Raw genomic sequence first — 19,714 nt, 5'->3', positions numbered from 1 at the left:
CACAACATTCCCGCGGATGCGCCGGGTCGTCCGCGGGTGTGATCCGATCCACGTGGGAATGTGCGGGCCTCAGTTACGGGAGTCGGTCCGGAGTCACGGAAGTCGGTCCAGCCATTCCGTCACGGCGGCGGTGAGGAGTTCCATCGCCCGGTCCTCGGTCAGTCCGGACTTCTTCGGTACGGCGAAGCCGTGGTCCCCGTACGGCACCTCGGCGATCTCGTACTCCCCCGGAGGGAACTCGGCCGGCCGCCCGAACGGGTCGTGGCCGCCCTGCACGACGAGCATGGGCACGCCCGCGCCGAGCAGTTCGTCCTTGCGGGACTTCTCCGGCCTGCCCGGCGGGTGCAGCGGGAAGCTGAGCGCGAGGACGGCGTGCGCGCCGAGCCCGGCCGCCGTGCGGCAGGCCACCCGCGCGCCTGCGCTGCGTCCGCCGGCGACGACGGGCAGCCCGGGTGCGGTGACAGCGGGCCACAGACGGCGCCAGCCGGTGTCCAGGGTCTTCGGGGCGGGCGCGAGCTTCTTCCCGGCGACCCGCCACGGTTGCTCCACCAGGGCGACGGTCACGCCGCGTGCGGGCAGTGCGGCGGCCAGTGCCTGGAGGTCGCGGGCCTCGATGCCGCCGCCGGCGCCGTGGCTGAGGGCGAGCACCAGGCGGGGTCTGCTCGCGGGCAGCCAGGTGATCCGGGCGGGCCCGGTGGCGGTGTCGACCGTCTCGGCCGTCAGCGCTGTCTCTCTACGACTCACAGCGCTCATCCTGCCCGGTCAGAAGAGCGTGCCGACCTCCGGCGCGGTCAGTTCCTCCAGGAGCTCGGGCCCGTTGTTGCGGACGTTGCTGACCGCCGTGGCCACCGGGTACGCCCGCATCAGTCCGCCGGGCGGCGGTGCCAGCAGCGCCCGCAGCTCCCCGATGTCGGTGCGCGAGGGGTCCAGCCAGGCGTCCCAGCGGTCCGGGGTCAGCATCAGCGGCATCCGGGGGTGGATGTCGGCGAGCGCGCCCAGGCCCTCGGCAGGGGCGACGGCGAGCGGGGTGGTCTCCGCCTCGGTGGTGATCACGGAGCAGGTCACCCACCAGGCCTGCGGGTGGTCGTCCGGCAGCGTCCGGTCACGCCAGAACTCGTACAGTCCGGCCATCGCGAAGACCGATCCGTCGGCGGGCGTCACGAAGTACGGCTGCTTCCGCGGCCGCTTCTTCCTCCCCTTCTCCTCCAGCTGCCGCTCGTCGGCGCCGGTGACCCACTCGTAGTAGCCGTCGGCGGGCAGGATGCAGCGGCGCGAGACGAAGGGGCGGCGGAAGGACGGCTTCTCGTGGACGGTCTCCGCCCGGGCGTTGATCATCCGGGCTCCGCCCTCGGGCGACTTGGCCCACGAGGGGACGAGTCCCCACTTCAGCGCGCGCAACTGGCGAACCGGGCGTTGATCATCCGCGTCTTTCACGGGACGTTCCAGTACGGCGTAGACCTCTTTGGTCGGCGCCACGTTGTAGTCGGGCTCCAGTGTCTGGGCCGGTTCCCATTTCTCGACGCCGAAGAGTCCGGTCAGATCCTCGGGCCGCCGACTCGCTGCATACCGTCCGCACATAAGTGCCAGACTGCCACGATCCACCGCCATGACCGCAAGGAGCCGCCCGCACATGGACAGCACCGAACTGGGCAATCTGTGGGATCGCGTCTTCGGTACCCAGCCCGCACCCGAGCAGTGGCTGGTGGTCGTGACGGCCACGGTCGCGCTCTTCGCCGTCGTACCGAACGTCCTGTGGCGCCTCTCGCGCAACGCGATCACCATCGCCCACGAGGGCGGGCACGGGCTGATCGCCCTGGTCAGCGGGCGCAGGCTGGAAGGCATCCGGCTGCACTCGGACACCAGCGGGCTGACCGTCAGCCGCGGCAGGCCCACCGGCGCAGGCATGATCCTCACCGCGGTGGCGGGCTACACCGCGCCGCCGCTGCTGGGGCTCGGCGGCGCCTGGCTGCTCACCGACGGCCGGATCACGCTGCTGCTGTGGGTGTCGACCGCGCTGCTCGCGGTGATGCTGGTGGTGATCCGCAATCTGTACGGGGCGCTTACGGTGATCTTCACCGGCACGGCGTTCCTTCTGGTGTCCTGGCTGGCTTCACCCGCGGTGCAGTCGCTGTTCGGGTACACCGTGGTCTGGTTCCTGCTCCTCGGGGGCGTACGTCCGGCGTTCGAGCTGCAGTCGAAGCGGCGGCGCGGCGGGGCACCGGACTCGGACGCGGACCAACTGTCCCGGCTCACGGATGTGCCGGCCGTGCTGTGGCTGGGCTTTTTCCATGCGGTGTCGATCTGCTCGCTGATCGGCGGCGGCCGCTGGATGCTCGGCCGGTGAGGGACGACAGCCCGCGGCGACGTCTACCATGCTTCTCTTACGCCCCGGTTTCGGCCTGTTTGAGCAGGATCTGGGATTGCGGCGAGCCACTAAAGTGAGGTCCATGACCGAAAGTTCCGTGCACCCCGCCCTCTGGCCCGCCCCCTATGCGAGCGGGGCCGTCGACGCGACCGTCACCGTGCCCGGATCGAAGTCGGTCACCAACCGGGCGCTGGTCCTGGCCGCCCTCGCCGCCGAGCCGGGCTGGCTGCGCCGCCCGCTGCGCTCCCGCGACACCTTGCTGATGGCGCAGGCGCTGCGTGCGATGGGCGTCGGCATCGAGGAGGGTGTCGGCCCGGACGGCTCCGGCGAGGCCTGGCGGGTGATTCCGGCCGGGCTGCACGGCCCCACCACGGTCGACGTCGGCAACGCCGGAACGGTGATGCGATTCCTGCCGCCGGTCGCCGCCCTCGCCGACGGTCCGATCCGCTTCGACGGCGATCCGCGTGCGTACGAGCGGCCGCTGACCGGCGTGATCGACGCGCTGCGGGTGCTCGGCGCCCGGATCGACGACGACGGGCGCGGTTCGCTGCCGATGACCCTGCACGGCGGCGGGGCGCTGGACGGCGGCCCGGTGGCGATCGACGCGTCCTCGTCGTCCCAGTTCGTCTCGGCCCTGCTGCTGTCGGCACCGCGTTTCAACCAGGGCGTGGAGGTACGCCACACCGGTTCCCGGCTGCCTTCGATGCCTCACATCCGGATGACGGTCGACATGCTGCGGGCCGTCGGCGCCCAGGTCGACGAGCCGGAGACAGGCGGCGAGCCGAATGTCTGGCGGGTGTCCCCGTCGGCGCTGCTCGGCCGCGACCTGACGGTCGAGCCGGATCTCTCCAACGCCCAGCCCTTCCTCGCGGCGGCGCTGGTCACCGGTGGCCGGGTGACGATCCCGGACTGGCCGGAGCACACCACCCAGCCGGGTGACACGCTGCGCGAGATCTTCACCACTATGGGCGGCAGCTGTGAACTGACCGAACGCGGTCTGACGTTCACCGGATCGGGGCGTATCCACGGCATCGACGTGGACCTCGGCGAGGTCGGCGAACTGACCCCCGGCATCGCCGCGGTCGCGGCCCTCGCCGACTCCCCCTCCACACTGAGCGGTGTCGCACATCTGCGGCTGCACGAGACGGACCGGCTGGCCGCGCTCACCAAGGAGATCAACGAGCTCGGCGGCAACGTCACCGAGACCGCCGACGGGCTGCACATCGAGCCGCGCCCGCTGCACGGCGGTACCTTCCATACGTACGACGACCACCGGATGGCAACCGCTGGGTCGATCATCGGCCTTGCCGTCCCCGGAGTGGAGATCGAGAACGTGGCGACAACCGCCAAGACCCTGCCGGATTTCCCGCAGATGTGGACCCGAATGCTCGGGGCCTGAATCATGCGTCGCTACGGCAAGAACCCCGACGAGGACGACATCCGGTTCCGCCCCAACCCGAAGGGCAACCGGCCTCGTACACATACCCGCCCGAAGCACGAGGACGCCGAGGAAGGCATGGTCCTCACCGTGGACCGCGGCCGCCTGACGTGCCTCGTCGACGGCCGTACGGTCATGGCGATGAAGGCCCGGGAGCTGGGCCGGAAGGCCGCGGTGGTCGGCGACACCGTCTCGATCGTCGGCGATCTGTCCGGCGACAAGGACACCCTCGCGCGCATCGTCCGGATCGGTGAGCGCCGCTCGGTGCTGCGGCGGACGGCGGACGACGACGATCCGTACGAGCGGGTGGTCGTCGCCAATGCCGACCAGCTGGCGATCGTCACCGCGCTGGCGGATCCGGAGCCCCGCCCGCGGATGATCGACCGCTGTCTGGTGGCGGCGTACGACGGCGGACTCTCCCCGCTCCTGGTCCTGACCAAGTCCGACCTCGCATCGCCGGACAAGCTCCTGGAGGCGTACACCCCCCTGGGGGTCCCGTACATCGTCACCAGCCGCGAGGAGCTGGAGAACGGCGACGCGGCGGACCGGGTGCGCGAGCAGCTGAACGACCGGGTGACCGCCTTTGTCGGGCATTCCGGCGTCGGGAAGACCACCCTGGTCAACGCCCTCGTGCCGAAGGACCGGCGGCGTACGACGGGCGTCGTCAACGCGGTCACGGGCCGCGGCCGTCACACCACCACCTCGGCGCTCGCGCTGCCGCTGCCGGACGGGCGCGGCTGGGTGGTCGACACCCCCGGGGTGCGCTCCTTCGGGCTGAACCACATCGACCCGTCGCGGGTCATCCACGCGTTCCCCGACCTGGAGCCGGGCACCGAGGACTGTCCCCGCGGTTGCACCCATGACGCCACCCAGCCGGAATGCGCGCTGGGCGCCTGGGTCGCCGCCGGGCACGCCGATCCGGCACGGCTGGACTCCCTGCACCGACTGCTGGCCACCCGGGAGCGCCGCGAAGGCGACTGATCCGGGTACGTTTGCGGCCTGCTGCTGACGGTAAGTGCATAATCGCGCTCAGCGGGACGGCGCAGTCACTGACGTGGGAGGGCACTGACGATGGCGTGGCTGCTGGTCGTGGTCGCAGGACTTCTGGAGACCGGCTTCGCCGTCTGCCTGAAGCTGTCCCACGGCTTCACCCGGCTCTGGCCGACCATCGCGTTCTGCATCTTCGCGCTCGGCAGCTTCGGTCTGCTGACGCTCTCCTTGAAGAAGCTCGACGTGGGGCCCGCCTACGCCGTCTGGACGGGCATCGGTGCGGCGGGCACCGCGATCTACGGCATGGTCTTCCTCGACGATGTGGTCTCGACCCTCAAGCTGGTGTCGATCTCGCTGGTGATCCTGGGTGTGATCGGACTGCAGCTGTCGGGCTCGTCCCACTGAGGCCGGTGCGGGAAAAGCGACAGGCGGCGCCATGCCCGACCGTTTCGGCGACCGGCACTTCGCGCGCGCAGCGCTCCCCCTCGCCCGAATCCGCGTACACCGCGCAGCGTGACCCGGACCGCTCGTACCGCCGCGTCGCGCCCGGCGGATCACGGCCGGTACCTCGCGCCTGCGGCGCTCGCGCTCCGGGGCGCCGGTGGCCCGCGCGTCACGCCGCGGGCCACCGCTCCACCGCCTCGCGCACCAGCGGCGCCGCGTCCGTGGGGAGGGCGGACGTGGCGACCGCGTACGAGAGCGCGAGCCGCATCGCGACCTCGCAGGTCGTGGCCAGTGCCGCCGAGTCGCGCGGCGGGCGCCCCTCGTCCAGCACGGCCACCGCGCGATCGCACACCAGACCGAGCAGTTCGACGGGGGTCGGCGGTCCGGCATCGGCCCGCCGCTGCGCGGGTACGGAAGAACGGGCCGACGCCGCCAGGCGCACGGGACGGGGTAATCGCCCGCTCCAGCAACCCGTGAGCAACGCCCTGACCAGGGCGTTCGTACGGGCCGCCCGCACCGTCCAGGCGGCGGTCGCGGCCAGCCTGTCCCCCGTGCCGCCGGGCGATCCCAGCGCCCGTTCGACACCTGCGAGATAGCCGTCGGCAGCGCGCCGGACCAGGGCCCGGGCCAGGCCGTCCTTGCTGCCGAACTCGTTGTAGAGGGTCTGCCGGGAGACTCCGGCGGCGGAGGCGACATCGACCATCCGCACGGTCGGCCAGGGCCGGGTGGTGAGCGCCGAGAGGGCGGCGTCCAGCAATGCTTCGCGCGCTGTCGGCATCGTCGCCTCCCACGCCAGGGACTCTGCGGTTCAGAGTTGACGCGCCACTGGGCACTGTCAAGACCTCGAGCAGCGTCCGGGGTCGTGTAGCCCCGTTCACCTGCGGTCGATACTGTGACGACATGCCCGACTACCACGATGATCTGCGCCTCGCCCACGTGCTGGCGGACGCCGCCGACGCGGCGACGATGGACCGGTTCAAGGCTCTGGACCTCAAGGTCGAGACCAAGCCGGACATGACGCCGGTGAGCGAGGCCGACAAGGCCGCCGAGGAACTGATCCGCGGCCACCTCCATCGGGCACGTCCGCGCGATGCAATCCTCGGCGAGGAGTACGGGCTCGAGGGCACCGGTCCGCGCCGCTGGGTCGTCGACCCGATCGACGGCACCAAGAACTACGTCCGCGGTGTCCCGGTCTGGGCGACCCTGATCTCGCTGATGGAGGCGGGCGGAGGGGGCACCTCCCGCTCGAGCGGAGCCGAGAGTGGGGGAGGGTTCCAGCCCGTGGTCGGTGTCGTGTCGGCGCCCGCGCTGGGCCGCCGCTGGTGGGCGGCGAAGGGCGCGGGGGCGTACTCCGGCCGCAGCCTCACCTCCGCAACCCGGCTGCACGTCTCGAAGGTCGAGCGGATCGCGGACGCCTCGTTCGCGTACGCCTCGATGACCGGCTGGGAGGAGCAGGGCCGGCTCGACGGCTTCATGGACCTGACGCGGGCCTGCTGGCGTACGCGTGGGTACGGCGACTTCTGGCCGTACATGATGGTCGCCGAGGGTTCCGTCGACATCTGCGCGGAGCCGGAGCTCTCGCTCTGGGACATGGCGGCGAACGCGATCATCGTCCAGGAGGCGGGGGGCCGGTTCACCAGCCTGGACGGAGTCTCCGGTCCGGGCGGCGGAAACGCGGCGGCCTCGAACGGCCTGCTCCACCACGAGCTGCTGGGGTATCTCAACCAGCGCTACTGATCCCGGGCCGTCATGAGGCGCGCGGACTTTGAGGGGCGTGTGGTGCACTTCCGCGCGCCCCTCGAATGATCTCGACACACCCCTTGTTGGACTCCCTCAAGGATGCAACGCTGAGAGTCCCCCCACTTGTGAACTTGTGAATCGACTCACGCAGTCGCTTCACGAAGGAGGTGGCTCCCTTCATGCTCGTCCGTGACGCCATGAGCACGATGGTCCTCACTATCGGCCCCACCCATACGCTCCGCCAGGCGGCCCAACTGATGTCGGCACGCCGCATCGGGGCGGCAGTTGTCCTCGACCGGGACACCAGCGGGATCGGCATCCTCACCGAGCGCGACATCCTGAACTCGGTCGGCTCCGGCCAGAACCCCGATACCGAGACCGCGTCCACCCACACCACCAACGATGTGGTCTTCGCCGCGCCCAGCTGGACCCTGGAAGAGGCCGCGGAGGCCATGACACACGGCGGATTCCGCCATCTGATCGTGCTGGACGACCACGGGCCCGTCGGCATCGTCTCGGTCCGCGACATCATCCGCTGCTGGGCACCGGCCCGGCGCCACCCGGTGGAGCTGGTCGGCTGAGCGCCCCCACGTACGTACGGCCGATGGGCCTGTCCCCCTCGGTGAAGAGGGACAGGCCCGTCGTCCGCCGGAGAGCCGGTACATGGCGGATACGCTCTGGCGCCGGGAGGGGCGCTATGCGCGCAGGGCCTGGACCGCCGCTTCGAGTCGCTTGCCGAAGTCGCCGTCGGCCTGACGGAAGTTGTTGATCGCGCGCTCGGCGATGTCGTCGCGCGAGACCTTGGCGATGAACCCGGCGAGATTGTCGATCAAGCGCGCCTTCTCGTCCTCGGAGTAGAGCCGGTAGAGGTTTCCGGCCTGCACGAAGTCGTTGTCCTCGGCGTGGCCCGGGGCTTCGTGCGTACCGATCTCGCCGGTGACCGTGGTGGGCTCCCACAGCGGACGGTCGGTCTGGACCGGACCGCCAAAGCTGTTGGGCTCGTAGTTCTTCGCACCCTTGTGACGGCCGTCGTACAGGTAGCCGTCCCGGCTGTTCGTCCGCGCCTCGGTGGCGTGCGGACGGTTCACCGGCAGGTGGTCGGCGTTGATGCCGACGCGGTACCGGTGGGCGTCGCCGTACGCGAAGAGGCGGCCCTGGAGCATCTTGTCCGGGGACGGACCAATGCCCGGCACGAAGTGCGCGGGGCTGAAGATCGACTGCTCGGTCTCCGCAAAGATGTTCTCCGGGTTGCGGTTGAGCTCCAGCTTCCCGATCTCGATCGGCGGGTAGTCCGCGTGCGGCCACACCTTGGTGAGGTCGAACGGATTGAAGCGGTAGGTGGCCGCCTCGGACGCGGGCATGATCTGGACCTGCACGGTCCAGGACGGGAAGTCGCCGCGCTCGATCGCCTCGCGGAGATCGCGCTGGTGACTGTCCGGGTCCTCGCCGGCGAGCTTGTTCGCCTCGGCCTGGGTGAGATTCTTGATGCCCTGGTCGGTCTTGAAGTGGTACTTGACCCAGAAGACCTCGCCGGCCTCGTTGTTCCACTGGTAGGTGTGCGAGCCGTACCCATTCATGTGACGCAGCGTGGCCGGGATGCCGCGGTCACCGAAGAGCCAGGTCACCTGATGGGTGGACTCGGGCGACAGACCCCAGAAGTCCCAGACGTTGTCCGCCTCCTGCGAGCCGGTGTACGGGTCGCGCTTCTGGGTGTGGATGAAGTCCGGGAACTTGATGGCGTCCTTGATGAAGAACACCGGAGTGTTGTTGCCGACGAGGTCGTAGTTGCCCTCTTCGGTGTAGAACTTCAGCGCGAAGCCGCGAGGGTCACGCACCGCATCGGCGGAGCCGAGGTTGCCCGCGACGGTGGAGAAGCGCAGGAACGTCTCGGTCTGCTTGCCGACCTCGGAGAGGAACTTCGCCCGCGTCCACTGCGAGACGTCGCGGGTCAGCGTGAACGTGCCGTACGCACCGGCGCCGCGGGCGTGCACGATGCGCTCCGGAATGCGCTCGCGGTTGAAATGCGCGAGCTTCTCCAGCAGCGACTGGTCCTGCACCAGGACCGGACCGCCGACGCCCGCGGTCTGACTGTTCTGGTTGTCGGCGACCGGCGCACCGGCCTCCGTGGTAAGCGGTCCCTGCGTCACGTGCGCCTCCTGCGTCATTCCTGCATCCGTCATGTCCTGATGTCCGCACAGCCTGTCCCTTGGCGTATGCCGGTCCCGATCCTACAATGGACTAAGTCCAGGTCAAGTGAATATCTAAAGTCACACCCGTTCGGGACCAGGGTCCCCTCGCTGTTAGGCTTGTTTCCATGAGTGACCTGTTGGAACGGCTCCGCGGACGCGGCTGGCGCATGACTGCGCAGCGGCGCGTCGTGGCCGAAGTCCTCGACGGGGACCATGTGCACCTGACGGCCGACGAGGTCCACGCCCGGGCCGTCGCCAAGCTGCCGGAGATCTCCCGCGCCACCGTCTACAACACGCTCGGCGAGATGGTGACCCTCGGCGAGGTCATCGAGGTCTCCACGGATCGCCGAGCGAAGCGGTACGACCCGAACGCGCACCGCCCCCACCACCACCTGGTCTGCGCCCGGTGCGGCACCATCCGTGACGTGCACCCGGCGGGCGATCCGCTGGCGGACCTGCCGGCCGACGAGCGCTTCGGCTTCACGGTCTCCGATGTCGAGGTGACGTACCGCGGCATCTGCCCGAACTGCGCGGCAACGGCCTGAGACGCCGCGGAAGGCCCGGTGCGAGCGAGACCCCGGGTTCCAGTGCCGCCGGCGAAGAAGCGGAAGATCACCGTCGCGAGATGGGCACCATGATCGGCAAGGGCGACGCACGGGGAGACGGTGGGCCACACGCTCCGAGGAGATGACCTCGGACATGAACAGAGGGCCGGATCCCTGTAAAAGGATCCGGCCCTCTGCCTTCAGTAGCGGGGACAGGATTTGAACCTGCGACCTCTGGGTTATGAGCCCAGCGAGCTACCGAGCTGCTCCACCCCGCGTCGGTGAACACAACATTACGTGACGCCCACGACCAGCGCAAATCCGTTTCTGCGGGGTGGGGCGGCGGCCCGCGGAGACTCGGCGTACCGCCCGCACAGGGGGCCCGGGGGCTCGGGGAGGGATCACGGGTGACGGGACTGACCGTGGCACGGCGCCGGACCCGCCGGCACATCCCCGTGCCGTGCAGCATGCCCGGCGACCCTGCACCGGCTCGGACGGGTGGGACGCCAGGGCCGGGCGCCACGTCCCGTGCCGCGCCCGTGGTGCTCCCCTACGCGGTCAGCTCCTGGTGCAGCGCCTCGCGCAGCCGTGCTGCGCGCTCGGCGACCTCCGCCGGGCCCAGCTCGACCGCCCGTGCGCACCAGCGCTGCCCCTCGGTGAGTTCGCCGCGGCGGGCGGCGAGCAGGGCGAGGCGCAGCGCGGCCCGCCCGTGCCCGTCGTTCGCGGCGCGGCTCCACCACAACGCGGCCTCGCGCTCGCTGCCCTCGCGGGCGAGGAGCAGCCCGAGGTTGAAGGCCCCGTTGCGGCTGCCCGCCTCGGCCGCCTCGCGGTACCAGCGGGCGGCGCTGTCCACATCGCCGCGAGCGGCGGCGAGCATGCCGACGCGCACCTGGGCACGGCGGTGCCCCTGCTCGGCGGCCCGCTCGTACCACTCCTCGCACTCGGTCTTCTCCGGCATCGGCTCGCCGAGCGCGGGCGGTCCCGGCGGTGGCTGCCGTGAGTCCAGCACCCCGGCCAGCCGGAAGGCCGCCTCGGCGCTGCCGCCGCCCGCGGCGCAGCGAAGATGACGCTCGGCCTCCTGCTCCTCGCCGTGGTGCAGCAGCGCCATGCCGACCTGGAGCGCCGCCTCCGTGTGCCCGGCGGCGGCGGCCCGCTCGTACCAGCTGAGCGCTGCGCGGTCCTCGTCGCGCCCTGCGTGCAGGATGCCGAGGTTGAAGGCGGCGTCGACGCTGCCCGCCTCGGCGGCTTTGGAGAACCAGGGCTCCGCACCGGTCGCGTCCCCCGCCTGGAGCAGGAGTACGGCCAGTGCGTTGGCGGCCTCGCGGTGACCGGCGTATGCGGCACGGCGGTACCACTGCTCGGCCTGCGGCGTACGGTCCTGGGCGGCGCACAGCAGTCCGAGGTTGTACGCGCCGTTGACGTCGCCCGCGTCCATGGCGGCGCGGTACCAGCGCTCGGCGGTCTGCTGCTCGCCGCGGGCGGCGTGCAGGGCGCCCAGGGCGTTGGCGGCGTTGCCGTCACCGTCCTGGGCGGCGCGCAGCCACCACACGGCGGCGCTCTCCTCGTCGCCCGCATCGCGCAGCAGGAATCCGAGCGCGCAGGCGGCACGTGCCTCGCCGTCCTTGGCGGAGGTGAGGTACCAGCGACCGGCCTCCTTGAGCTCGCCGCGCCGTTCGAGGATGGCGCCGAGATGCAGGGCGGCGCGACGGTGTCCGCGCGCGGCGGCCTGCCGGTACCACTGCTCGGCCTCACCGACCCGCCCGGTGGCGGAACCGGCCACGGGTCCGTCGTCCTTGCGCGCGGCAGTCCCGCCCGCGTTACGTGTACCGGTCACGGGACCACCGGCCGCACCCGGACCGGGCCCCATGCTCATCCCGAGCCCCGCGTCCGCTCCGGGACGGCCGAACGCGTCGTGCGGGTCGGTGGCGGCCCTGCGCTCCAGGGCGCGTGCCAGGCGGTAAGCGGCCTCCCGGTGGCCCTGCTCGGCGGCGGCGCGCAACCAACGCTCGGCGCCGACGTCGCTGCGGTGCTCCAGCAGGTCGGCAAGGGCGTACGCGCCCAGCGCATGGCCTTGCTCGGCGGACTGGCGCAGCCAGTACTCGGCGCCGGGCTCGTCGCCGCGCTCGCGGTAGTGGCGGCCCAGGGCGTGCGCGGCGGCGGCGGAACCGGCGACGGCGGCGATACGCCACCAGCCGGCCGCCTCGTCGGCATAGCCGCGCTGGTGGAGGAGAACACCCAGGTTGTTGGCGGCGGCCCGGTCGCCGTCGGCCGTGGCTGCCCGTAGATAGGGCTCGGCGCCGTTCAGATCACCACGGCGCAGCAGCAGGGCGCCGAGGACGCTCATGGACGCGGTGTCCCCGGCGTCGGCGGAGCGGCGGTGCCGCGCTTCGGTCTCGGCGCTCTCCGTGCTCTCGGCGTCGCCGGAAGCCGCCAACGTCCCGGCGACTCCCGTGGTCCCGGCCGCCCCCGCGGCCTCGACGCCTTCCACTGTCTCAGCGTTCTCAACAGTCACGGCGTTACTCGCAGCGTCAGCGGCAAAAGCCGCGTCCGTCACGTTTTCCATCCCATGGACGTGCAGCTGCACAAACCGCCCTGTCTCCAACAGAGTTGCCCTGTCCCCCATAAATACCATCGTCCCACCACCTGCAACCCGCGTACACCTGGTATACCGCGGCCAGTGAGGTCACTTCAGCGTTTTGTCGACATGCCCACAGAGAGATAAGTCAAACACGTCCTGACCCAACTCGTGCCCTGCGAACCGCACTTCACGCCCACCACATGGGAAGGTTTCACGGCACGACGAAGGCCCGGATCCTCGAAAGAATCCGGGCCTTCGTCTTTCAGTAGCGGGGACAGGATTTGAACCTGCGACCTCTGGGTTATGAGCCCAGCGAGCTACCGAGCTGCTCCACCCCGCGTCGTTGTGTTCAAACCGTACCACGACACGGAGGTGGGGCTTTACCGGCAGCTGCTCAGCTGCCCTTGTCCGCCTTGGGCGCGGCCGCCGCCGCACGCTTCAGCGCGTCCTGCAGATCGGCCTGAGCCTTGCCGTAGGCGCTCCAGTCCTGCTTCTTCAGGGCCGCCTCGCCCTCCGCATAGGCCTTCTGCGCATCCGCGATCGCCTGCTTGAGCGCGGCGTCGCCGGTGGTCGCAGGTGGCTTCGTGGTCTCGCCCGGTGGCTGCGTGGTTTCGGTGCCGTCCACCCCGAAGACCGCGTTGAGCGCGTCCCCGAGGCTGTTCTCGAAGACGGTCTTCGAACCGTACGAGGCAGCCACCTTGCGCAGCAGCGGGTAGTTCTGCGTGCCACCGCGCGTGTAGACCGGCTCGATGTAGAGGAAGCCCCCGTCGAGCGGCACCGTCAGCAGGTTGCCGTACTCGATGTCGGAGTCGGTTCCCTTGAGGTTTCTCACGAACTCGGCGACATCGTCGTTGCCGTTGAGCTCGCTCTGCACCTGCCCGGGGCCCTTCACCGTCGTGGTGACTCTGAGCAGCCGTATAGTGCCGTAGTCCTTGCTGGCCGCATCCGCGTCCACCGCCATGAATGCCCCGAGGTCGGGCCGCCCCTTCGGGGTGAACGTGGTGGTCAGCGAGAACTTCTGGGCCGGCTGGTCCGGCATTTTTATGCTCAGGTAGTACGGCGGGACGGCGCCGGACTCCTTTTTCGTCGGGTCGTCCGGGACCTGCCACGCGTCACTGCCGCTGTAGAACTGTGCGGGGTTGGTGACGTGGTAGCGGGTGAGCAGCTCACGCTGCACCTTGAACAGGTCCTGCGGGTACCGCAGGTGGGCCATCAGGTCCTGGGGGATGTCACCCCGTGGCTTCACCGTCCCGGGGAACGCCTTGCGCCAGGTCTTGAGGACCGGGTCCTTGGTGTCCCACTCGTACAGCGTGACCTTGCCGTCGTACGCGTCGACGGTGGCCTTCACCGAGTTACGGATGTAGTTGACCTGGTTCTGCTGGGCGACGACCGCGCGCTGATTGGTGGTCAGCGAGTCCGCCGTGGTGTCACCGAGCGTCGTGCGCGAGGCGTACGGATACCCGTTGGTGGTGGTGTACGCGTCGACGACCCACTGGATGCGGTGGTTCACCACCGCGGGGTACGCGTCGCCGTCGATGGTCAACCACGGGGCGACCGCCTCGACGCGCTCCTTGGGCGTGCGGTTGTAGAGGATCCGCGAGCCCTCGCCGATGGCCCCCGAGTAGAGGATCTGCGGCTCGCTGAACGAGACCGCGTACGCGGCGCGGTTGAACGCGTTGGAGAGGCTGACTCCGCTGTTGCCCTTGTAGCTGGTGGTCTTCTCGCCGTCCTCCTCGTAGTCGAGCTCCTTCTGGGGCCCGCCGACGATGGAGTACTGCTCGGTCTTTTCGCCGTAGTAGATCTGCTGCTGGTACGTGCCGAGCTCGCCGGTGGTCGGCAGACCCGACTCGGTGAAGTCCGGGGACCCCTTCGGGTTCTTGCCCGTCGTGGTGCCCCGCGCGGCGATGGCGCCGTAGCCGTGGGTGTACGTGAAGTGGTCGTTGATCCAGTTGCGCTTGGGGATGCCGTCCAGGTTGAGCTCGCGCAGACCGATGACCGTGTCCTGGTCCTTGCCGGTGGCGTCCTTGTAGCGGTCGACGTCCAGTGTCTTGGGGAACTGGTAATAGTTCCGCTTCTGCTGGAGCTGCTGGAAGGCCGGGGAGACGACGTTGGGGTCCATCACCCGGTAGCTCGCCGCGTCGTCCGCGCTCGCGCGCAGCTTCGCGTCGTCCGTCGTGGTGCTCTTGCCCGAGTAGTCGGTCACCCGGGCGTTGTCGATGTCGTACGCGTCACGCGTCGCCTGGATGTTCTTCCGGATGAACGGGGCTTCCTTGGCCTGCTCGTTCGGCTGGACCTGGAACTTCTGCACGATCGCCGGGTACAGCCCGCCGATCAGGATCGCGGAGAGCACCATCAGACCGAAGCCGATCATCGGGAGCTGCCAGGTGCGGCGCCACAGCGTCGCGAAGAACAGCACGGCACAGATCGCGGCGATGCAGAACAGGATCGTCTTCGCCGGCAGATAGGCGTTGGCGTCGACGTACCGCAGGCCCGTCCAGTTGTCCGTCGCCTTGAAGTCGCTGGACTTCACCGCCAGCCCGTACCGGTCGAGCCAGTACGCCACGGCCTTCAGCGAGACGAAGACGCCGAGCAGCACCGACAGGTGGCCGGTGGCCGCGCCGGTCGCCCGCGCGCCAGGGCTGGTGATGCGGAGCCCGCCGTACAGGTAGTGGGTCACCGCGGCGGCGATCAGCGAGAGCACCGTGGCCGCGAAGCCGAAGCCCAGCAGGAAGCGGTACCACGGAAGGTCGAAGGCGTAGAAGGAGACGTCCAGATGGAACTGGGGGTCCTTCTGCCCGAACGCCACGCCGTTCACGTACATCAACCACGTGCGCCACTGGCCCGATGCGGACGCTCCGGCGATCAGCCCGACGAGCGCGGTGACCGCGAGCAGTACCCACCTCTTGTGCGGGGCGACGCTCATCCGGTAGCGGTCCAGGCTCTGCTGCTCCAGGGACATCGCGCTCAGCGGCGGCCGGAGCCGGTGCGCGAGCCAGATGTTCAGGCCGACAGCGATCGCCATCAGCAGTCCGAAGACGAGGAACAGCCCGATCTTGGTCCACAGGGTGGTGGTGAAGACGGACGAATATGCGACCGACCGGTACCAGAGCCAGTCCGTCCAGAACCCGGCGAACATGACGAACGCCATGGCGAGAATCGCCAGGACGCCGAGTGTCATGAGCAGGGTACGGGCGCGCCGGGACGGGCGGCCGACTCTGATCCGTGGCCCGGTCGGGCCTCCGCCGCGGTCCGGCATCTGGAAAGCCAACGTGCGCCCCTCGAAGTTCGCGGTCGTGTGAAGCAGGCCCAGCGATCGTAGAGCCCACCTATGCAACTTACTGATGCTTTACCTAGTTCCCGTTCCCGGGGTGGAAGGAGGCAGGATGTTGGGCATGCCCAACGTTTCCCCCTCAGGCCCCCCGATGGCCGCAAGCCCCCTCACCGTCGCCGTGCTCGAAATCGACGAGTACGCCGCCGGCCTCGGCTGGGACCAGCCCGCCCGGCTCTTCGCTCTCGTCGACACCGCCAAGCTGCGCGCCCAGGAGCCGGGGCTCGCAGCCCAGCTCGGTCTCGACAGCCAGGAGTCGACGACCGCCGCACTCACCCCGATCGAGCAGGAGGAGATCCCCCGCGGAAAGGCTCTGGACGAGTTCCTCGCCACCATTGCCTGGCCCGACGCCGTGGCCGGATGCGCGATGACGGTGGAGCGCCTGATGCTGCCGCCGTCCGCCGAGGCCTCCGTACCGGACGGGCTCAGTGACGCCCAGCTGACGAAGTGGGTCGCCCGGCACCCCGACCGGCAGGAGGTGCGGATGACCGTGGCCGTCCTGCGCAACGGTGCGCGGGAGTCCGCCGTACGGCTCCGGGAGAAGGACTCCGCGAGCGAGGTCCTGACCGGCGCGGGTCTGGTACCGGGGCTGGCCGAGGCGCTGGCCGCCACGTTCGAGTCCTGAGAGTCCTACCACGGCGGGCGGTATCGCGCCCGCCGTCCCCGTGGGGGGCGCGGTCAGCCTGCCGAGCAGCTCGGCAGAGCGGCCGTGTCCCCCGTGCGGATCTTCTCCAGCGACTTCTTCGCGTCGTCGATCGTCTTGACCTTCACGAGCGTGAGCCCGCTGGGGGTGTCGGACGCGGCGGCCCTGCAGTTGTCGTCCGGCGTCAGGAAGTACCTGGCGCCCGCGTTGCGCGCGCCGACCAGCTTCATGTTGATGCCGCCGATCGGACCGACCTTGCCCTGGTCGTCGATGGTGCCGGTGCCCGCGATGAACTTGCCGCCGGTCAGATGGCCGGGCGTCAGCTTGTCGATGATGCCCAGGGAGAACATCAGACCGGCGCTCGGGCCGCCCACATCGGCGAGCTTGATGTCGATCCGGAACGGGAACGTGTGGTCCGTCCCGGCCTGGATGCCGACGATCGCCCGGTTCTCCTTGGGCGCCTTCGCCGTCGTGATGGTGATCTTCTCGGAACCCTGCGGCTCCTTGCCGGCCTTCTCGGCGGCGGCCGCCGTCCTGGCCGGGATCACCGTGAACGTGACGCTCTCACCGGGCTTGTGCTTGGTGACGAGCTTCGCGACGTCCTCGGGCTGTCTGACCGCCGTACCGTCGACCGCCTTGATCACATCGCCCGCGTGCAGCTTGCCCTGCGCGGGGCTGCCCTTGATCACCGTGGAGACCACGACGCGCGAGGTCACCGGGATGCCCAGCTCGGTCAGGGCGGCGACCTTGGCGCTCTCCTGGGACTGGCTGAACTCCTCGGCGTTCTCCTGCGTCGACTGCTGCTCGGTCTTACCGTTCGGATACAGCGTGTCGTGCGGGACGATGACGCTGTCGTGGGCGAGCCAGCCGTAGACGGCATAGACGAGGTTCATGTTGTAGTCGGCGCCCGTGACCCGGACCGTCGTCATATTGAGGTTGCCGGACGTCTTGTACGTCTTGTGCCCGGAGATCTGCAGGACCGGTTCTCCACCGACCTTGCCGAGCGTGTTCACCGTCGGACCGGGAGACATCTCCGAGTACGGCACTTTCATCGGCACGCCTGCGCAGAGCAGCGCGATGAGAATCAGTGTGGAGGCGAGCATCGTCGCGGTGCGGCGTGGCATGGAACGACAGTACGGGAAGGGTCTGTCAGTGCACCGCCGGGGCCGGTCCGTAAGAGGCGGAGGGCCAGGTGAGGTGCTGTGCCGATCGGCGTGGGCAGCCGGCGCCGCGATGCGGATCGGCGACTGCGTACCTGTGGTGCTGCCTCAGGCAGCGTCGGAACCGGAGTGAGATTTCTCCATCGCCTCACGGAACCGGGCATACCCGGCGAGTTCGGTGACATCGCCGGTCGTGCGATTTCTGGCGGCCCAGCTCCCCCATATCGCAGCGCCGAGAGCAGCGAAAAGCGGGATCAGCAACCAGGCAAGTGCTGCCATGACGACCTCCCTACCCCATGAGCGACCGCAACTGCCGATCAGCAGATTAGCCATCTGCAGAACCAACGCTCATGGCAGGGGTGCGGTTACGCAAATCGGGGCGGATGACCGCCGGTTAGGTTTGAGCTCAGCAGGCGCCGACCCACTCCTCCGTGCCGTCGGAGAACCGCTGGTGTTTCCAGATCGGAACCTCGTGCTTGAGGTCGTCGATGAGCTTGCGACACGCGGCGAACGCCTCCCCGCGGTGCGGGCAGGAGACTGCGACGACGACGGCCAGATCTCCCACCTCCAGTTCACCCACACGGTGCACTGCCGCCAGCGCCCTGACCGGGAACTCGGCCACGACCTTCTCGGCCACCCGGCGCATCTCGTCCTGCGCCGACGGATGGCAGGAGTAGCCCAGCGCGCCGACGTCCTGTCCGCCGTCGTGATTGCGCACAGTGCCGACGAAGAGCGCGGTGCCGCCCGCGGCGTCGTCCCCGACGGCGCGGAAGATCTCGTCGACCGACAACGGTGTCTCACGGATCTCCAGCAGCCGGATCGGGTCCTGCGCTGCCTGCTCACCGGGGTGGTCGTGGGTGGGTGCCATGCCGCCCATCGTGCCGTACCGCGCCGACATCGCGGAATAGCCCCTTCCACCGGCGGACCATCGGCAGCCTTCGAGCCTTCTGCAGACCCGCCCGGCATGATCCGAACGAAAAACGGGCGTGCTGGGCGGCGCGACGGGGCAAAGCTTGCCGGGAGGGGCACTAGATGCGACGGCGCGCCTTGCGGGCGCGACGGACCAGGGCGGCGGTGCCGAGCAGCGCGACGGTCGCACCGGCGGCACCGGCAGCGGTGGCGTCCTTGCGGCCGAGCCGGCGTCCGGCGACAGTGTGGCGGCCCTCGACCTCTTCGAGGAGCGCGGCGAGCACCTCCTCGTTGGTCCACCGGGGACGCCAGCCGGCGTCGTGCAGTCGGCTCACGCTGACCACCCAGGGGTGCATCGTGTATGCGAGGTCGCCCGCGGGGGACGGGGTGAGACCGATCCGGTGCAGCCGGGCTGCGGCGCCGAGGGCGACGGCGGAGGGCAGCTCCATCCGGCGTACACCACTGAGCTCCTCGACCTCCTCCTGCTCCAGCCAGCCGTCGCAGCCGACTGCGAACTCCCCGTCGATCTTCTCCAGCGCGGCGTACTCGAGGGCAGCGACCAGGTCGTCGACGTGGCAGAACTGCCAGGCGGGGCGCGATCCCGCGACGACGAGGAGTCGCGGCGACTCGAAGTAGCGGGTCAGCGCCGTGTCCGTACCGCCGACCAGAACGGTGGGGCGGACCACGGTGACGTTGAGCCCGGGGTGGGCACGAGGTGCGCGGCGGCCGAGCCGTTCGATCTCCAGGAGGTCACCGACACCGGTGGCCTCGGCCGTGGCGCGCAGCTCTGCGTCCTCGGCGAGCGGGATGTCGTTGTCGGGCAGCGCCCCGTAGACCATCGCCGAGGTGCAGAGCACGGCCCGGTGGACTCCGGCGGCCGCGGCGGCCGTCAGCACGGTCTGGGTGCCGCGGACGTTGTACGCGGTACGGGCGGCGGGGTCGGTCTCCAGGTCGAGATCGAGTGCCAGATGGACGACGACGTCTGCGCCGCGCAGTTTCTCGGCGATGGCGGGGTCTCGCACGTCGAGAATATGCCAGGTCGCATCGGAGACCTCGCCCCGGCGCTCGTCGATGGCGATGACCTGCTTGATCTCCTCGGATGCCGCGAGGCGCGCGGTGAGCAGCTCACCGACGCCGGTCGCGGCACCGGTGACCGCGACGACGGGGCCGCGGCTCTTGGAGCGGCTTTTCGAGGGCGTGCTCTCGTGCGAAGGGTCGGCCAGGTTTCGCGCTGCGCGAACCTGAGGATCTGGGGAACTCACCGGGCGTCTCCAGCGGTTGTCTTCAGTACGTACCCGAATGACGCGTACGTACCAGGTGGCGTCCATCCTGCCGCAGGCCGGGACCCGGCGGAGCACTGAGGCCCTGAGCGGACATGGTGTCTA

At 69.8% G+C, this 19,714-nt stretch carries 18 protein-coding genes and 2 tRNA genes; 8 read left to right on the top strand and 12 right to left on the bottom strand.

Going from position 1 to position 19,714, the window contains the following annotated elements:
• Positions 1–93: 93 nt before the first annotated feature.
• Positions 94–744, bottom strand: a complete 651-nt coding sequence (locus tag ACGFSA_RS09335) for an alpha/beta family hydrolase (RefSeq protein ID WP_393302011.1) — start codon at positions 742–744, stop codon at positions 94–96.
• A gap of 18 nt (positions 745–762) precedes the next feature.
• Positions 763–1,578 carry an SOS response-associated peptidase gene (locus tag ACGFSA_RS09330; protein ID WP_393302008.1) on the bottom strand — a complete coding sequence of 272 codons (816 nt, stop codon included), beginning with the start codon at positions 1,576–1,578 and terminating at the stop codon, positions 763–765.
• A 52-nt stretch (positions 1,579–1,630) separates the two neighbouring features.
• Here ACGFSA_RS09330 and ACGFSA_RS09325 point away from each other — a divergent pair, with 52 nt between their 5' ends.
• The 4 genes from ACGFSA_RS09325 (at position 1,631) to ACGFSA_RS09310 (ending at position 5,198) form a co-directional block, all read left to right on the top strand.
• Positions 1,631–2,344 carry a M50 family metallopeptidase gene (locus tag ACGFSA_RS09325; RefSeq protein ID WP_393302005.1) on the top strand — a complete coding sequence of 238 codons (714 nt, stop codon included), beginning with the start codon at positions 1,631–1,633 and terminating at the stop codon, positions 2,342–2,344.
• 103 nt (positions 2,345–2,447) lie between these two features.
• Positions 2,448–3,764 carry a 3-phosphoshikimate 1-carboxyvinyltransferase gene (gene aroA, locus ACGFSA_RS09320; RefSeq protein ID WP_393302002.1) on the top strand — a complete coding sequence of 439 codons (1,317 nt, stop codon included), beginning with the start codon at positions 2,448–2,450 and terminating at the stop codon, positions 3,762–3,764.
• A 3-nt stretch (positions 3,765–3,767) separates the two neighbouring features.
• A complete protein-coding gene (rsgA, locus tag ACGFSA_RS09315; RefSeq protein WP_266981705.1) occupies positions 3,768–4,784 on the top strand; it encodes a ribosome small subunit-dependent GTPase A in 1,017 nt (338 codons plus the stop codon).
• 90 nt (positions 4,785–4,874) lie between these two features.
• Positions 4,875–5,198 (top strand): multidrug efflux SMR transporter, encoded by a 324-nt coding sequence (locus ACGFSA_RS09310; protein WP_030915586.1) that lies wholly within the window; start codon positions 4,875–4,877, stop codon positions 5,196–5,198.
• Positions 5,199–5,406: 208 nt separating this feature from the next.
• Here ACGFSA_RS09310 and ACGFSA_RS09305 read toward each other — a convergent pair whose 3' ends face one another.
• Positions 5,407–6,015, bottom strand: a complete 609-nt coding sequence (locus tag ACGFSA_RS09305; protein ID WP_393301998.1) for a TetR/AcrR family transcriptional regulator — start codon at positions 6,013–6,015, stop codon at positions 5,407–5,409.
• Between the two features lie 122 nt (positions 6,016–6,137).
• On the opposite strand from ACGFSA_RS09305, the gene hisN reads away from it, so the two are divergent.
• Both hisN and ACGFSA_RS09295 read left to right on the top strand, forming a co-directional pair.
• Positions 6,138–6,974, top strand: coding sequence for a histidinol-phosphatase (gene hisN / locus ACGFSA_RS09300; RefSeq protein WP_366691398.1), 837 nt, complete (start codon positions 6,138–6,140; stop codon positions 6,972–6,974).
• Between the two features lie 182 nt (positions 6,975–7,156).
• Complete coding sequence (locus ACGFSA_RS09295) at positions 7,157–7,558, top strand: cyclic nucleotide-binding/CBS domain-containing protein (RefSeq protein WP_266981710.1); 402 nt, start codon at positions 7,157–7,159, stop codon at positions 7,556–7,558.
• 114 nt (positions 7,559–7,672) lie between these two features.
• On the opposite strand, the gene ACGFSA_RS09290 is transcribed toward ACGFSA_RS09295, so the two are convergent.
• Complete coding sequence (locus ACGFSA_RS09290) at positions 7,673–9,142, bottom strand: catalase (protein WP_393302221.1); 1,470 nt, start codon at positions 9,140–9,142, stop codon at positions 7,673–7,675.
• A 149-nt stretch (positions 9,143–9,291) separates the two neighbouring features.
• Between ACGFSA_RS09290 and ACGFSA_RS09285 the strand changes: the two genes are divergently transcribed.
• Positions 9,292–9,711, top strand: a complete 420-nt coding sequence (locus ACGFSA_RS09285) for a Fur family transcriptional regulator (protein ID WP_393301993.1) — start codon at positions 9,292–9,294, stop codon at positions 9,709–9,711.
• Between the two features lie 204 nt (positions 9,712–9,915).
• On the opposite strand, the gene ACGFSA_RS09280 is transcribed toward ACGFSA_RS09285, so the two are convergent.
• From ACGFSA_RS09280 to ACGFSA_RS09265, 4 genes are all read right to left on the bottom strand, one after another.
• Positions 9,916–9,989, bottom strand: a tRNA-Met gene (locus ACGFSA_RS09280).
• Between the two features lie 272 nt (positions 9,990–10,261).
• Positions 10,262–12,343 carry a sel1 repeat family protein gene (locus ACGFSA_RS09275; protein WP_393301990.1) on the bottom strand — a complete coding sequence of 694 codons (2,082 nt, stop codon included), beginning with the start codon at positions 12,341–12,343 and terminating at the stop codon, positions 10,262–10,264.
• 212 nt (positions 12,344–12,555) lie between these two features.
• Positions 12,556–12,629: transfer RNA gene (locus ACGFSA_RS09270), tRNA-Met, on the bottom strand.
• 54 nt (positions 12,630–12,683) lie between these two features.
• Positions 12,684–15,545 carry a UPF0182 family protein gene (locus ACGFSA_RS09265; protein WP_393302218.1) on the bottom strand — a complete coding sequence of 954 codons (2,862 nt, stop codon included), beginning with the start codon at positions 15,543–15,545 and terminating at the stop codon, positions 12,684–12,686.
• Between the two features lie 127 nt (positions 15,546–15,672).
• Between ACGFSA_RS09265 and ACGFSA_RS09260 the strand changes: the two genes are divergently transcribed.
• Positions 15,673–16,242, top strand: a complete 570-nt coding sequence (locus tag ACGFSA_RS09260) for a PPA1309 family protein (RefSeq protein ID WP_393301987.1) — start codon at positions 15,673–15,675, stop codon at positions 16,240–16,242.
• 53 nt (positions 16,243–16,295) lie between these two features.
• Here ACGFSA_RS09260 and ACGFSA_RS09255 read toward each other — a convergent pair whose 3' ends face one another.
• The 4 genes from ACGFSA_RS09255 to ACGFSA_RS09240 all read right to left on the bottom strand — a co-directional run bounded on the left by ACGFSA_RS09255 (position 16,296) and on the right by ACGFSA_RS09240 (position 19,591).
• Positions 16,296–17,384 carry a PDZ domain-containing protein gene (locus ACGFSA_RS09255; protein WP_393301984.1) on the bottom strand — a complete coding sequence of 363 codons (1,089 nt, stop codon included), beginning with the start codon at positions 17,382–17,384 and terminating at the stop codon, positions 16,296–16,298.
• Positions 17,385–17,528: 144 nt separating this feature from the next.
• Entirely contained in the window at positions 17,529–17,699 is a 171-nt protein-coding gene (locus ACGFSA_RS09250; RefSeq protein ID WP_366136868.1) for a hypothetical protein, read from the bottom strand.
• A 127-nt stretch (positions 17,700–17,826) separates the two neighbouring features.
• Positions 17,827–18,288, bottom strand: a complete 462-nt coding sequence (locus ACGFSA_RS09245; protein ID WP_393301980.1) for a molybdenum cofactor biosynthesis protein MoaE — start codon at positions 18,286–18,288, stop codon at positions 17,827–17,829.
• A 160-nt stretch (positions 18,289–18,448) separates the two neighbouring features.
• Positions 18,449–19,591, bottom strand: a complete 1,143-nt coding sequence (locus ACGFSA_RS09240; RefSeq protein ID WP_393301977.1) for an SDR family oxidoreductase — start codon at positions 19,589–19,591, stop codon at positions 18,449–18,451.
• Between the last annotated feature and the right edge of the window lie 123 nt (positions 19,592–19,714).

Source organism: Streptomyces sp. NPDC048496 (assembly GCF_043200055.1).
In the GTDB taxonomy this organism is placed as follows: domain Bacteria; phylum Actinomycetota; class Actinomycetes; order Streptomycetales; family Streptomycetaceae; genus Streptomyces.
Note: the sequence above shows the minus strand (reverse complement) of the source record. Positions and strands in the feature narration are given on the sequence as shown.